This window comes from Enterococcus sp. GC34, assembly GCF_040886645.1.
GTDB lineage: Bacteria > Bacillota > Bacilli > Lactobacillales > Enterococcaceae > Enterococcus > Enterococcus faecalis.
The window spans coordinates 298,434-311,413 of record NZ_JBFOEF010000001.1 but is presented as its reverse complement, the minus strand read 5'-3'; the positions used below and the strand labels follow the sequence as shown (position 1 = coordinate 311,413).

At 37.5% G+C, this 12,980-nt stretch carries 14 protein-coding genes and 2 riboswitches; of the genes, 13 read left to right on the top strand and 1 reads right to left on the bottom strand.

Annotated features, from left to right (window positions below; translation table 11 throughout):
* Window positions 1-20: 20 nt before the first annotated feature.
* The 4 genes from hslV to AB3I72_RS01435 are packed head-to-tail and all read left to right on the top strand — an operon-like array spanning window position 21 to window position 3,699.
* A complete protein-coding gene (gene hslV / locus AB3I72_RS01450) occupies window positions 21-569 on the top strand; it encodes an HslVU peptidase proteolytic subunit (RefSeq protein WP_002357489.1) in 549 nt (182 codons plus the stop codon).
* A gap of 14 nt (window positions 570-583) precedes the next feature.
* Window positions 584-1,987 carry an ATP-dependent protease ATPase subunit HslU gene (gene hslU, locus AB3I72_RS01445; RefSeq protein WP_002408464.1) on the top strand — a complete coding sequence of 468 codons (1,404 nt, stop codon included), beginning with the start codon at window positions 584-586 and terminating at the stop codon, window positions 1,985-1,987.
* 20 nt (window positions 1,988-2,007) lie between these two features.
* On the top strand, window positions 2,008-2,790 hold the full coding sequence (gene codY / locus AB3I72_RS01440) for a GTP-sensing pleiotropic transcriptional regulator CodY (RefSeq protein ID WP_002357492.1): 783 nt from the start codon (window positions 2,008-2,010) through the stop codon (window positions 2,788-2,790).
* 33 nt (window positions 2,791-2,823) lie between these two features.
* The gene (locus tag AB3I72_RS01435) at window positions 2,824-3,699 is read left to right on the top strand and encodes an aldose 1-epimerase family protein (RefSeq protein WP_368023442.1); all 876 of its coding nucleotides are present in this window, start codon (window positions 2,824-2,826) and stop codon (window positions 3,697-3,699) included.
* A 41-nt stretch (window positions 3,700-3,740) separates the two neighbouring features.
* Here the strand turns inward: AB3I72_RS01435 and plsY are convergent, their stop codons facing one another.
* Window positions 3,741-4,370: a glycerol-3-phosphate 1-O-acyltransferase PlsY gene (gene plsY, locus AB3I72_RS01430; protein WP_002360243.1), complete on the bottom strand. Its 630-nt coding sequence runs from the start codon at window positions 4,368-4,370 to the stop codon at window positions 3,741-3,743.
* A gap of 194 nt (window positions 4,371-4,564) precedes the next feature.
* A riboswitch (cobalamin riboswitch) is annotated at window positions 4,565-4,736 on the top strand.
* A 117-nt stretch (window positions 4,737-4,853) separates the two neighbouring features.
* Between plsY and AB3I72_RS01425 the strand changes: the two genes are divergently transcribed.
* From AB3I72_RS01425 to AB3I72_RS01385, 9 genes are all read left to right on the top strand, one after another.
* Window positions 4,854-5,882 (top strand): ABC transporter substrate-binding protein, encoded by a 1,029-nt coding sequence (locus tag AB3I72_RS01425; protein WP_002382345.1) that lies wholly within the window; start codon window positions 4,854-4,856, stop codon window positions 5,880-5,882.
* Entirely contained in the window at window positions 5,875-6,882 is a 1,008-nt protein-coding gene (locus tag AB3I72_RS01420; RefSeq protein ID WP_368023441.1) for a FecCD family ABC transporter permease, read from the top strand. Before AB3I72_RS01425 ends, AB3I72_RS01420 begins: the two co-directional genes overlap by 8 nt.
* Window positions 6,879-7,646: an ABC transporter ATP-binding protein gene (locus AB3I72_RS01415; protein WP_002365688.1), complete on the top strand. Its 768-nt coding sequence runs from the start codon at window positions 6,879-6,881 to the stop codon at window positions 7,644-7,646. Before AB3I72_RS01420 ends, AB3I72_RS01415 begins: the two co-directional genes overlap by 4 nt.
* A 141-nt stretch (window positions 7,647-7,787) precedes the next feature.
* Window positions 7,788-8,231: a EutP/PduV family microcompartment system protein gene (locus AB3I72_RS01410; RefSeq protein ID WP_010707557.1), complete on the top strand. Its 444-nt coding sequence runs from the start codon at window positions 7,788-7,790 to the stop codon at window positions 8,229-8,231.
* Window positions 8,228-8,809 carry a cob(I)yrinic acid a,c-diamide adenosyltransferase gene (locus AB3I72_RS01405; RefSeq protein WP_347495843.1) on the top strand — a complete coding sequence of 194 codons (582 nt, stop codon included), beginning with the start codon at window positions 8,228-8,230 and terminating at the stop codon, window positions 8,807-8,809. The genes AB3I72_RS01410 and AB3I72_RS01405 overlap by 4 nt, the downstream gene beginning before the upstream one ends.
* A gap of 44 nt (window positions 8,810-8,853) precedes the next feature.
* A riboswitch (adenosylcobalamin (AdoCbl) riboswitch) is annotated at window positions 8,854-9,003 on the top strand.
* A 292-nt stretch (window positions 9,004-9,295) separates the two neighbouring features.
* On the top strand, window positions 9,296-10,426 hold the full coding sequence (locus tag AB3I72_RS01400; RefSeq protein ID WP_368023440.1) for a 1-propanol dehydrogenase PduQ: 1,131 nt from the start codon (window positions 9,296-9,298) through the stop codon (window positions 10,424-10,426).
* A 159-nt stretch (window positions 10,427-10,585) separates the two neighbouring features.
* Complete coding sequence (eutS, locus tag AB3I72_RS01395) at window positions 10,586-10,933, top strand: ethanolamine utilization microcompartment protein EutS (protein ID WP_002345864.1); 348 nt, start codon at window positions 10,586-10,588, stop codon at window positions 10,931-10,933.
* A 27-nt stretch (window positions 10,934-10,960) separates the two neighbouring features.
* Window positions 10,961-11,533 carry an ANTAR domain-containing response regulator gene (locus AB3I72_RS01390; RefSeq protein WP_002357503.1) on the top strand — a complete coding sequence of 191 codons (573 nt, stop codon included), beginning with the start codon at window positions 10,961-10,963 and terminating at the stop codon, window positions 11,531-11,533.
* Window positions 11,534-12,967 carry a sensor histidine kinase gene (locus AB3I72_RS01385; RefSeq protein ID WP_002357504.1) on the top strand — a complete coding sequence of 478 codons (1,434 nt, stop codon included), beginning with the start codon at window positions 11,534-11,536 and terminating at the stop codon, window positions 12,965-12,967.
* Window positions 12,968-12,980 lie beyond the last annotated feature (13 nt).

The window sequence follows — 12,980 nt, the reverse complement described above, 5'->3', positions numbered from 1 at the left end:
AACGTCTAGGAGGAACAATAATGGTTGAATCACAATTTCACTCTACAACAATTTGTGCAGTCGAAAAAGATGGAAAATTTGCAATGGCTGGTGACGGCCAAGTAACAATGGGCGAATCTGTCGTTATGAAAGGTACAGCCAAAAAGGTGCGCCGTATTTACAATGATGAAGTCGTTGTCGGTTTTGCAGGAAGTGTGGCAGATGCCTTTACATTAGAAGAAAAGTTTGAAGGAAAATTAAATGAATACAACGGAAACTTAACGAGAGCTGCGGTTGAGTTAGCCCAAGAGTGGCGGACACAACAGTCTATGCAAAAATTAGAAGCTATGCTGATTGTGATGAATAAGGAAGAAATGCTCTTAGTTTCAGGAACTGGGGAAGTCATTACACCAGACGATGGTATTTTAGCAATTGGTTCTGGCGGTAATTTTGCTTTGTCCGCTGCAAGAGCCATGAAAAACTTTGGTGATAAAGAAATGCCAGCGAAAGAGATTGCTAAAAATGCCTTAAATATTGCTGCAGATATCTGTGTATTTACGAATCATAATATCATTGTAGAAGAATTATAAGCGAGGGAAAATCCATGAATGAATTAAACAAAACACCAAAAGAAATAGTCAAAGAACTAGATCAATATATTGTTGGACAGCAAGCTGCCAAAAAATCAGTGGCGGTAGCTTTACGTAACCGCTATCGTCGCTTGCAATTAGAAGAAAATATGCAACAAGATATTACGCCTAAAAACTTACTAATGATTGGACCAACAGGTGTTGGTAAAACTGAGATTGCTCGTCGTCTCGCAAAAATTGTCAATGCGCCTTTTGTAAAAGTTGAAGCAACCAAATTTACAGAAGTCGGCTATGTCGGTCGGGATGTCGAATCAATGGTTCGGGATTTAGTAGAAAATGCGATCCAAATTGTTGAAAAACAACAATACAGTCGCGTGTATGCGCAAGCCTTGAAAAAGGCCAATCAACGTTTAGTCAAAGTATTAGTGCCTGGAATTAAAAAAGAACAAAAACAGGCTGGCGGTAATCAATTTGAACAAATGATGAACATGTTTAACATGGCTCAGCAACAGCAAGAAGCACAAGAAGAAGTAACGGAAGATATTCGAGCGAATCGCCGAACAATTTTGGAACAGCTGGAAAAAGGTCTATTAGATAATCGTGAAGTAACAATTGAAATTGAAGAACCGAAGAAAACGATGCCAGCTATGAACAATGGCCTAGAACAAATGGGCATCGACTTAAATGAAACGTTAGGCGCTCTGTCACCTAAGAAAAAAATCGAACGTACTGTAACGGTGAAAGAAGCACAAGACTTATTAGTGAAAGAAGAATCAGCAAAAATTGTCAATGATGCTGATATTCATAGTGAAGCGATTCGTTTAGCTGAATCAAGCGGAATTATTTTTATCGATGAGATTGATAAAATCACCTCTAAAAGCCAACAAAATTCGGGCGAAGTCTCTCGTGAAGGAGTACAAAGAGACATTTTACCGATTGTTGAAGGCTCCCAAGTTAACACGAAGTATGGTCCTTTACAAACGGATCACATTTTATTTATCGCTTCAGGTGCTTTCCACTTGTCAAAACCAAGTGACTTGATTCCAGAATTACAAGGCCGCTTCCCAATTCGAGTTGAATTAGATGATTTAACGGCGGATGACTTCGTAAGTATCTTAACTGAGCCAAACAATGCTTTAATTAAACAATATGTAGCATTAATTGGCACAGAAAATGTTTCAGTAATCTTTACAAAAGAAGCAATTGAACGGTTAGCACACATCGCTTATGATGTAAACCGTGATACAGATAATATTGGGGCGCGTCGTTTACACACAATTTTAGAACGTTTATTAGAAGATTTATTATATGAAGCACCAGATATGCAAATGGGTGAAATTACGATTACCGAAGCATATGTCAATGAAAAATTGAATGACATTGTTCAAAATGAAGATTTAAGTCGTTACATCTTATAAAAAAGGCTGGAGGAGAAAAGATGGCTACATTATTAGAAAAAACACGTCAAGTGAACGAGCTTTTGCAAAAAAACAATCTGTTTGACGTACAAGCAGAACTTCCGTACAACAAAATGGCAATGATTTTAGGGGATATTTTAGAAAGTAATGCGTATATTATTAGCAGTTCAGGGGATTTGTTGGGGTATACTGAAAAATTAGATGTTAATAATGCCCGTATCAAAAATATGTTTAAAGAGAAAAAATTTCCTCAAGGATACACCGAGGCCGTGGATATGCTCAAAGTAACCGAAGCCAATATTCCAATAGACAGTGATTTAACTGCATTTCCTTTTGAATCACGAGAGCTGTATCCGTTTGGGTTAACCACTATTGTGCCTTTGTACGGTGCTGGCAAACGCTTGGGTACGATTATTTTAGCGCGTGTTGAAAAATCCTTTAACGAGGATGATTTAGTGTTAGCTGAATATAGTGCGACCGTTGTCGGCATGCAAATTTTGTATCATCAATCCAGAACAATTGAAGCAGAAGTTCGCAGTGCGACTGCCGTGCAAATGGCCATCAACACTCTTTCCTATAGTGAATTAAAAGCCGTCCATGCCATTTTTGAAGCCTTAGATGGTGAAGAAGGTCGTTTAACTGCTTCAAGTATTGCAGACGAAATAGGCATTACTCGTTCCGTAATTGTGAATGCCTTAAGAAAATTAGAATCAGCTGGAATTATTGAATCACGTTCTCTTGGTATGAAAGGGACTTATTTAAAAGTGTTAAATCAACAATTTATTAAAGAGTTGGAAAAATAAGCAATTGCTCGTATCAACTAGGAGGACAACGCAATGACTGTACAAATTGAAAATGAATTTCTAATCGCAACATTTGCTGAAGAAGGAGCAGAATTAGTAAGTTTACAATCAAAAGAAACCGGCATTGAATATATTTGGCAAGGAAATCCTGAATTTTGGGCCCGCCATGCGCCCGTACTTTTTCCGATTGTCGGTCGTCTAAAAGAAGATACGTATATGTACCAAAATCAAGCGTATCATTTAACTCAACATGGTTTTGCTCGTGATCAAGTATTTGATGTGATTGAAAAAGGTGGAGAAGAAGTTTCTTTTTCACTAAAATCAACAAAAGAAACCAAGAAGAAGTATCCTTTTGATTTTGAACTAGTGATTACTTATACATTAGAACATCAAGAATTGACTGTAAACTACCAAGTAGAAAACACAGGGAAAGAAGAGATGTATTTTGGGATTGGTGGTCATCCCGCCTTTAATGTACCTTTAGAATCTTCACTAACATTTGAAGACTATTATCTAAGTTTTTCACCTAAAAAATCACGGACACAAATTCCCTTAGCAGGCCCGTTTATTGATTTAGCGAATAAAACGCTAGCCCAAACGAATACCAGCTTTGACTTAACGCATCAATTATTTGAAAATGATGCAATGATTTTTGAAACAAAAGGTCAAACAGCAATTACGATTGCCACAGACGAAAGTGACCATCAAGTCACTTTGAGTTATCCAGAAATGCCTTTTGTGGGGATTTGGTCACCGACACCGAAAGAAGCGCCTTTTGTCTGTATCGAACCTTGGTGCGGGATTGCTGATGCTGTCGACGTAACTGGCCAACTTGCTGAAAAATTTGGCATCAATAAATTACCAGCTAACGAACTATTTAAAACACAGTATATGATTAGTGTAAAATAAAGAAAAAGGCTGTGAACATTATTTGTTCACAGCCTTTTTCTTTATTTTTTTGCACGTAAGCCAAAAGAGAGGCGACTTTCTGTTCCATTTTTAATTCGCTGAATGTTTTCACGATGACGGACAAAGATAAAAGTAGTCAAAGCAATCGCAATCACGGTTAATAACCAGTTAAATGTTGGTAAAATAGCTGGGACAGTGAAAGGCAAAATAATAGTAGAAAGTGTAATTAGTACAGCGCTAATCATACTTGTTAAACTCACCATACTGGTTAGATACAGACAAATCACAAAAATAAGAGCAGAATAAATAAAAAATGTGGGGCTGTATGCTAATAACATGCCAGCGCTAGTGGCTACGGCTTTACCACCTTTGAAATTGGCAAAAATAGGGAAGGTATGCCCTAAAACAGCTGCTACCCCAAAGAAGAGCGGATTCACGCCTTGTAAACCAAACAAATAGGGTAATGAAGTGGCTAACGTTCCTTTCAAGATATCCATTAATAATACCGTAATTCCGGCAGGTTTCCCTAAGACACGAAATGTATTGGTTGTTCCTGTATTCCCACTCCCAAATTGGCGTATATCTTTTTTAAAGAAAAGTTTGCCAATCCAAACACCTGAGGGAATCGAACCTAATAAATAGGCAACAAGTAACAAAATGACGATTTTCATCAAGTTAACCTCTTTCTTATTCAAACTAGGATTTATTTTATCATGAATAGAAAAACGGAACAACGTCTAATAACTAAAACAAGAAAAGTTTTTCTTTTGCTTGAGGAAGCGTTGACAAATGGTTGATAACCGTTATAATAAATGTGTGTCATTAGACAAAGACGTCTAATCACTGGTTTGAAAATTAGTTATCAACGAAGATACAATATATATGTACTTATGAAGTGTCAGGGAAAGAGGTGCGAATCCTCTACAGACCTACCTACTGTATGGTGGATGAAACCAATAAGACCACAGATTATTCTGGAAGGATTGGGAGTAAGAAGAAGCTAAGTCAGGATACCGGCTTGATAAGTCTAATCATTCTTTTGTAGGAAAAAGAAGGGGCTTTGAAGATAACTGGCTGAGTATATCATTAGCATAGTTAAGTGACTGCTTTTTTTCTATTGGAGAAAAAAGTGGTTTTTTTGTATTGTTTTGACGTTGAGACAAAGGAGGTTCATTTCAGAAAATTTTCCCCAAAATAAAATAGACGAATGCGAGGATGAAAAAATGAAAAAATTTACTTTAACAATGATGACTTTAGGTTTAGTAGCAACACTTGGCTTAGCAGGGTGTGGTAAACAGGAAAAGAAAGCAACTACCTCTTCTGAAAAAACAGAAGTAACGTTACCAACCAAAGACCGTAGCGGCAAAGAAATTACTTTACCCAAAGAAGCAACCAAAATTATTTCTCTAGTGCCTTCAACAACAGAAGTGATTGAAGACTTAGGTAAAACCGACCAATTAATCGCAGTTGATACTCAAAGTAGCACAATGATGACTGATTTAAAAAAATTACCACAAATGGATATGATGGCTGTCGATGCCGAAAAATTGATTGCCTTGAAACCACAAATTGTTTATGTGAATGACATCAATTTAGCTAGCTCAGAAAGTGTTTGGAAACAAGTGGAAGATGCTGGAATTACAGTCGTTAATATCCCCACTAGTACAAGCATCAAAGCAATCAAAGAAGACGTCCAATTCATCGCGGATAGCTTATCCGAACATGAAAAAGGACAAAAGTTAATCAAAACAATGGATCAAGAAATCGACGAAGTAGCGAAAATTGGGAAAACTATTAAAAAACCAAAAACTGTTTTGTTTGAAGTGGCTGCCTTACCAGACATTTATAGTTTTGGTAATGGGACATTTTTAAATGAAATGATTGAAACAATTGGGGCAAAAAATGTTTTGGCAAATGAAAAAGGCTGGTTACCAGTGACAGAAGAAGCGGCCATTGCTGCAAAACCAGAAGTCATTTTAACCAATGTTAACTATATGAAAGATCCCGCCAAAGAAATTTTAGCTCGTAAAAACTGGGAAAGCGTTCCAGCAGTTCAAAACAAAGAAGTTTTCGAAATCGATAACATGTCTAGCTCTTTACCAAATAACCACATTACCAAAGCATTAAAACAAATGGCAAAAGCTGTTTATCCAGAGGAATACAAGGATTTAAAAGATGAGTAAAAAAACGTGTCTCATACTGATGCTCTTGATCAGTATGAGCATGCTCTTTTTGGGTATTAAAATTGGAAGTGTTCAGATTTCGTTTACGGATTTGCTTCAAATTTTAGTGAAAAAGACGGTTTCAGAAGACGGGATTTTAGAGGGAATCATCTGGAATGTACGGTTACCGCGTGTCGTGATGGCCTATCTCGTGGGCGCAGGCTTAGCAGTAAGTGGCACGGTGATGCAATCACTCTTAGGTAATCCTTTAGCTTCTTCGTATACTTTGGGCGTATCAGCGGGAGCATCCTTAGGCGCTGCGTTAATCATGGTAACTGGAGTAACTGCTTCGATCTCAGGGGCATTTTTATTGCCTTTAACTGGTTTTATCTTTGGCTTAGCAACGGTCTTTTTAGTTTTGTTATTTACGCAAACAATGGATAGTCAAATGTCTAATCAAACAGTTGTTTTAGTGGGGATGATTATGACCTTGTTTGTCGGTGCTATTTTGACGTTGATTACAGCACTTTTCCAAGATTATTTGAAACAATTAGTCTTTTGGCAAATGGGTAGTTTTTCTGGCAGTAATTGGCAAAAAATTGCTATTTATTGTCCAATCTTGCTTGTCAGCAGTCTGTTTCTTTGGTTTGATGCCAACGCATTGGATGTTCTTGGCTTAGGAGAAGAACATGCGATGTTAGCGGGAGTAGAAGTCAAAACAGCAAAACTACGCATTATTCTTTTGGCTAGTTTACTAGCAGGAAGTGCGGTTTCATTTGTCGGTGTGATTGGTTTTGTTGATTTAATAGCACCACATATTGTCCGTCGCTATCTAGGGGCGACTCATCGCTGGCTGATTCCCGGTTCAGCAATCTTAGGTGGGACCATCATGGTAATAGGGGACACAATTGCTCGCACGATTTTATCACCAAGAGAAATTCCCATCGGGGCCGTAACAGCCTTGATTGGAGCGCCATTCTTCTTGTATATTTACTTTAAAAAAAGGGGCGTTGCTGCATGATTGAATTAAAAGAAACAGCTGTAACGCTCCAACAAACCCCCATTTTAAAAGATATTTCCCTCGTTTTTCCGACAGGTAGTAAAACTTGTATTTTAGGTCCAAATGGTTGCGGTAAAACGACACTTTTAAAAACGATTGCCGGACTTGTCCCTTATAGTGGTTCTGTTTTAATTGATGGTCAAGAAGTTCATGGACAAAAGCGGAAGGAATTGGCAACGAAAGTAGCGATGATGAGTCAATTCACGACAGTTGCTTTTGATTATACGGTTTACGAAACAGTTTTGATGGGGGCGTATCGACAACAAGCACAACGTTTTTTACCGATTGTTTCTAAACAAGAAAAAGAACGAGTCCTTTATTATTTAGAACGCACGGGTTTATTGCCTTTAAAAGATAAAGTTGTCAATCAGCTTTCAGGAGGACAACAACAACGAGTATTTTTGGCTAAATTATTTGTACAAGATCCAGAAATTATTTTATTGGATGAACCCAATAATCATTTGGATATTCGGTATCAACAAGAATTGATTCAGCAGTTAAATGAGTGGAGTGCGCAAGAAGGGAAAACGTTAATCGGGGTGTTTCATGATATCCGTTTAGCGTTAACGCTAAGTGAAAAAATTGTGTTTATGAAGCAAGGGAAAGTGGCCGCGCAAGGTGATTTTCAAACGTTGGCTTCAAAAGAATTTTTACAAACGATTTTTGAAACAGATATTGTTTCCTATTTTCAGAAACAACATAAAGTTTGGGAAACTATTCAATAATTTTGACAAGCTTTTTGGAAACAGGTAAGATAAAGGCAAAGAATCAGAAACACAATGGCGTGTTTTAACAAATCGGCAAAGGAGCCCAAGACTAAGTACGTAATGGTACTTGCTTTGGGCTCCTTTTTTATGGAGGTAGCGATGAAACGAATCATTTTAATGGGAGCTATCGGGTGTGGAAAAACCACGTTATGTCAAGCTCTGCAAGGCAAAGAATTAATTTATGATAAAACACAGGCGGTGGAATTTCATGCAGAAATGATTGATACACCGGGCGAGTTTATTTTGCATCGGCAATATTATAATGCGTTAAACGTCACAGCGGCAGAAGCAGATGTGATCGGTTTGGTCCAAAGTGCTGTAGAAACACAACAAGTTTTTTCACCAGGATTTGGTAGTATTTTCCCGAAAGAAATCATTGGTATTTTAACCAAGATTGATTTAGCACAAGATTCTCAACAGTTAGAGATTGTTCGGCAACAATTAAAAAGTGCGGGTGCAACAAGAATTTTTGAAATTTCTTCTGTTGAAAAAATTGGCTTGCAAGAATTAGTAGATTATTTAGAGGAGGATGAAGCAGAATGAAAATTTATACAAAAACTGGCGATAAGGGAATGACGAAATTAGTCGGCAGCTCAACCGTCGCTAAGGATTCTGATCGAGTTGAAAGTTATGGAACAATTGATGAATTGAATTCTTGGGTCGGCTATATTATCAGCCAACTTTCACAAGAAAATCAAGAAATTAAAGAAGAACTAGAAGTTTTACAACATTTACTTTTTGATGCGGGAACAGATTTGTCAACACCGATTGAAGCACAACGACCATTTAAATTACAAAAGGAAAGTGTGCATTGGCTAGAACAGCGGATTGATTTCTACACTGCACAATCACCAGATATTGATCGTTTTATTTTACCTGGCGGAACCTCAGCAGCCAGTATGGTTCATGTGGCTCGGACGATTGCACGGCGCGCAGAACGCATCATTGTTCGTTTAAATTGGACAGCCAAAATTAACGAAGAGGTATTAATTTTTACCAATCGTTTATCAGATTATTTTTATGCGTTGGCTCGCTATTTAAATGTTCAAGCACAACGACCTGATGTTTTTTATGAACGAAGCGAAAAGGTTTTCCATAAAATTAAAGAAGATGGATTGTAAACAGTTGCTTTTCTAAAAAACTTATGGTAAATTTCAGATAGATTAAACGAATATTTTATGAAAAATATGAATGGAAGCCAGTGAGAATCTGGCACGGTCCCGCCACTGTGAAGAAGCAAGGTTGCTTTTAAGTCAGGTCTTTTCATTTTTTCATTATTGGGCATGCTGTTTCGAGGCAAAACAGGATGTTTCTTAACAACGCTTGTGTTGAAAATCCAGCCCAAGATATTTGTATTAATCCAATTAATGGCACGAGGAAGTGCTTTTGGGAATTTTGGGCTGGTCTTTCAATGTTGAAGGAGATTTCAGGTACAATGACGTACTGCTATATTCCCTTTTTTTATTGACAATTAATTAAAGGCGTTTTACTCTATGGATAAGGTTTCGTGTACAATGGCGTATACATAAGGAAGCAAAGACGCTTCAGACAGATGATTTTTCGTTTGTTTGAAGTGTCTTTTTGTATTTTATTAAGGAGGAATTGAGATGAAAACAATTCATTTCCCTACCGAACTATGGGTAGGAGAAGGCGCATTAGCCAATTTGGAAACACTTCATGATAAACGTGTTTTCATTGTCACAGATCCATTCATGGTTGACTCTGGATTTGTGAATGAAGTGACAAAGCATTTAACAAAAAGTGAATGGCAAATTTTTAGTGATATCATCCCCGATCCACCAATTGATAAGATTGCTGCGGGAATTAAGCAGTTAGCGACATTTCAAGGAGATACGATATTAGCTTTAGGTGGGGGATCCGCTATTGATGCGGCCAAAGCAATGAAATTTTTTGGCAAACGTACTTTGCAAACTCAGATTGCTGAGTTTATTGCGGTTCCTACAACTAGTGGAACTGGTTCAGAAGTTACGAATTTTTCAGTGATTACGGTTGCAGAAACTGGCACGAAAATCCCGCTTGTAACGGATGAAATTCAACCAGAAATTGCGATTTTAGATACAAATTTAGTGATGAGTGTGCCACCAAAAATCACAGCGGATACAGGAATGGACGTCTTAACGCATGTTATTGAAGCGTATGTTTCAACAGAAGCAAATCCGATTTCAGATGCGTTGTGCGAAAAAGTCGTTCGCCTGGTATTCGACAATTTAGAAATAGCCTTTAATGAGGGTAGCAACCAAGAAGCTCGTGAAAATATGCATTTAGCTTCATGTATGGCAGGGATGGCGTTTAATGTTACTTCATTAGGCTTAAATCACGGCATTGCTCATGCGGCCGGTGCGCGTTTACATGTGCCACATGGACGAATGAATGCAATGCTCTTACCTGAAGTCATTGCATATAACAGTGGCTTAGCGAATGGCAAAGTCACCAACGAACCAACAGCCAAACGTTATGCGCAGTTAGCAAATTGTCTAAATGATACACAGACAACCAATGCACGGATTGGTGTTCAACAATTTATTCGACAAATCAAGCAACTCCGTCACAAATTAAACATGCCTGCCACTTTTAGTGATTATGGTTTACCAAAAGAAGAAGTCCAAGCTGCGATCCAAAAAATAGCTGAAGGCGCATTGATGGATGGCTGCACCAAAACAAATCCTGTCCAACCAACAGCAGCAGAAGTGACAAAAATTTTAAATTCTATCTTATAAGCGATTGACAGGATGAAATCGATAACATATAATGTGGGTAGCACAACGGCGTGCTTCAAAATTTAAGAGCAAAGAAGCTCCTTAGTAGAAAGCGAAAGTGGAACCTTTACGTTTTTTATTGAGGATTTTTTATTTGCTAAATTAAAGGAGCGAGTCTGGTTGGAAGAAAAACAACGAATGATTCAAGAATATGTTCCTGGGAAACAAGTAACGTTAGCGCACATCATTGCTAGTCCTAATAAAGAAATTTATACAAAATTAGGATTGCCAGAAGGCACCAGCAATGCACTAGGTATTTTGACAATCACTCCGAGCGAAGCGGCAATTATCGCTGTTGATATTGCGACTAAAAGCGGAGATATCCAAATCGGTTTTATTGATCGTTTTTCTGGATCGGTAGTCATTTCTGGTGACGTAAGCTCAGTGGAAGCAGCCTTACAAGCGGTGATTGAAGGTTTACAACAGATTTTAAACTTTTCTGTAACTTGTAAAATTACCAGAACATAGCGTTGAAAGGACAAGGGCGTGAAGAAAATGGATGGACGAATTGTAATAGTCGATGATGAACCTATTACGAGACTCGATATTCGTGATATTGTGATAGAAGCAGGGTACGAAGTAGTCGGTGAAGCAGCCGATGGTTTTGAAGCAATTGAAGTATGTAAAAAAACACAACCTGACCTAGTATTAATGGACATTCAAATGCCAATTTTAGATGGTCTAAAAGCAGGTAAAAAAATTGTTCAAGACCAACTAGCCAGTAGTATTGTCTTTTTATCTGCATACAGTGACGTACAAAATACGGACAAGGCTAAAAAATTAGGCGCACTGGGTTATTTAGTTAAACCTCTAGATGAAAAATCATTAATACCTACAATTGAAATGAGCATTGAACGAGGCAAACAAACGCAGCTGTTACTAAATCAAATCGATAAATTAAGTTTAAAATTAGAAGAACGTAAAATTATCGAAAAAGCCAAAGGTATTCTTGTAAAAGAAAATCACATATCGGAAGAAGAAGCCTACCAAATGTTGCGTACGTTAAGTATGAACAAACGCGCACGTATGAGTGAAATTGCAGAATTGATTGTAATGGATGATGAATAAATGAAACGATTAGAGCAATTATGTCACCAATATACCAATCTTTCAGAATCAGACATTAAAGAATTACAACGTACAGCACGTTATCTTTCTTCGACGACACTCTATCAAAGTGCAGATGTTTTTATTGATGTGTATAAGGAAATGTCACAGCAAGCACTAGTCGTTTATCATAAGCCGCCTGCGAAGACAACTTCTTTATATAGCGGAGATGTCGTCGGGATGGAAGCTTTATTAAAAAATGAACCTGGTGTTCTGCGTACCATGCAAACTAGCTTAAATAGCATTGGTTTGTTAGCAGTGACTCAGGAAAATCGTTTGATTAAGCAAAATATCTATCCCATTCGCAATGAACATCGAACGATTGGTGTCATTATTGTCGAGATTGCGGCAGATGAAGAGATTCAAGCGGACTTACAAAAAGAGGAGCTAAATAACTGCCAGTTAGCAAAAGTAGCGAAATCAACTAGTCAAGTCGACGCATTATTTATTGATCAATTGGCAGAAGCCGTTTTGATTTTTGATGCGGCGGGTCACTTATTAATTACCAATCACAATGCACAAGAGCTTTATCGCAAACTTGGTTATCGGGACAATATCATTGGAATGAGCTATGACAATTTGTCCATCGATTATACAACTTTTGAATATGTGTTGTATCAAATGAAATATAAAATGAGTAATCAACCAATTGAAAGCAAAACGACCTACCTTAATTATTATTTTAAGGTTCGGAAAGTGTGGTTGGCATCAGAAGAACAACTGATTATGATTATTCAAGACAATACAGAATTTAAAGAAAAAGAAGCGGAAATTATTTCCAAATCTGTTGCGATTCGTGAAATTCATCATCGTGTTAAAAATAACTTGCAATCGGTGGTTTCCTTATTGCGTATTCAAGAACGGCGAACGCAAAGCCCCGAAGCAAAAAAAGTCCTTCATGAAAGTGTCAATCGAATTATGGCGATTGCAGCCACCCATGAATTGCTGTCAAAACAAGTCAAAGATGACGTTGCTTTACGGCAAACATTGGAAGCAGTGATGTATAATTTTAGACATCTTTTTCAAGGCGCACAACCCATTGAGATGATGATGGATGTTGATCCAGCCATTATGGTTTCTAGCGAACAAATGGTCACCATTTCCCTTGTTGTCAACGAACTATTACAAAATATTTTTGATCACGCATTTGAGCCACAAACAAGTGGCGTTGTTAAACTTAGTGGAACATTAGATAATAAAATGATTACCATTACTGTTACAGATAATGGTAAAGGCTATGACGTTCATCAAAGTAACGAGACCAGTTTAGGTTTGATGATTGTCAAAAGCTACGTAAAAGATAAATTAAAAGGAAAAATTACAATTGAATCCAATAAACAGGGAACTAAAACCTGTTTCTATTTCGAACAGAACACCAGTGATGTTGTTCATTGATTAAGCAAAGGCG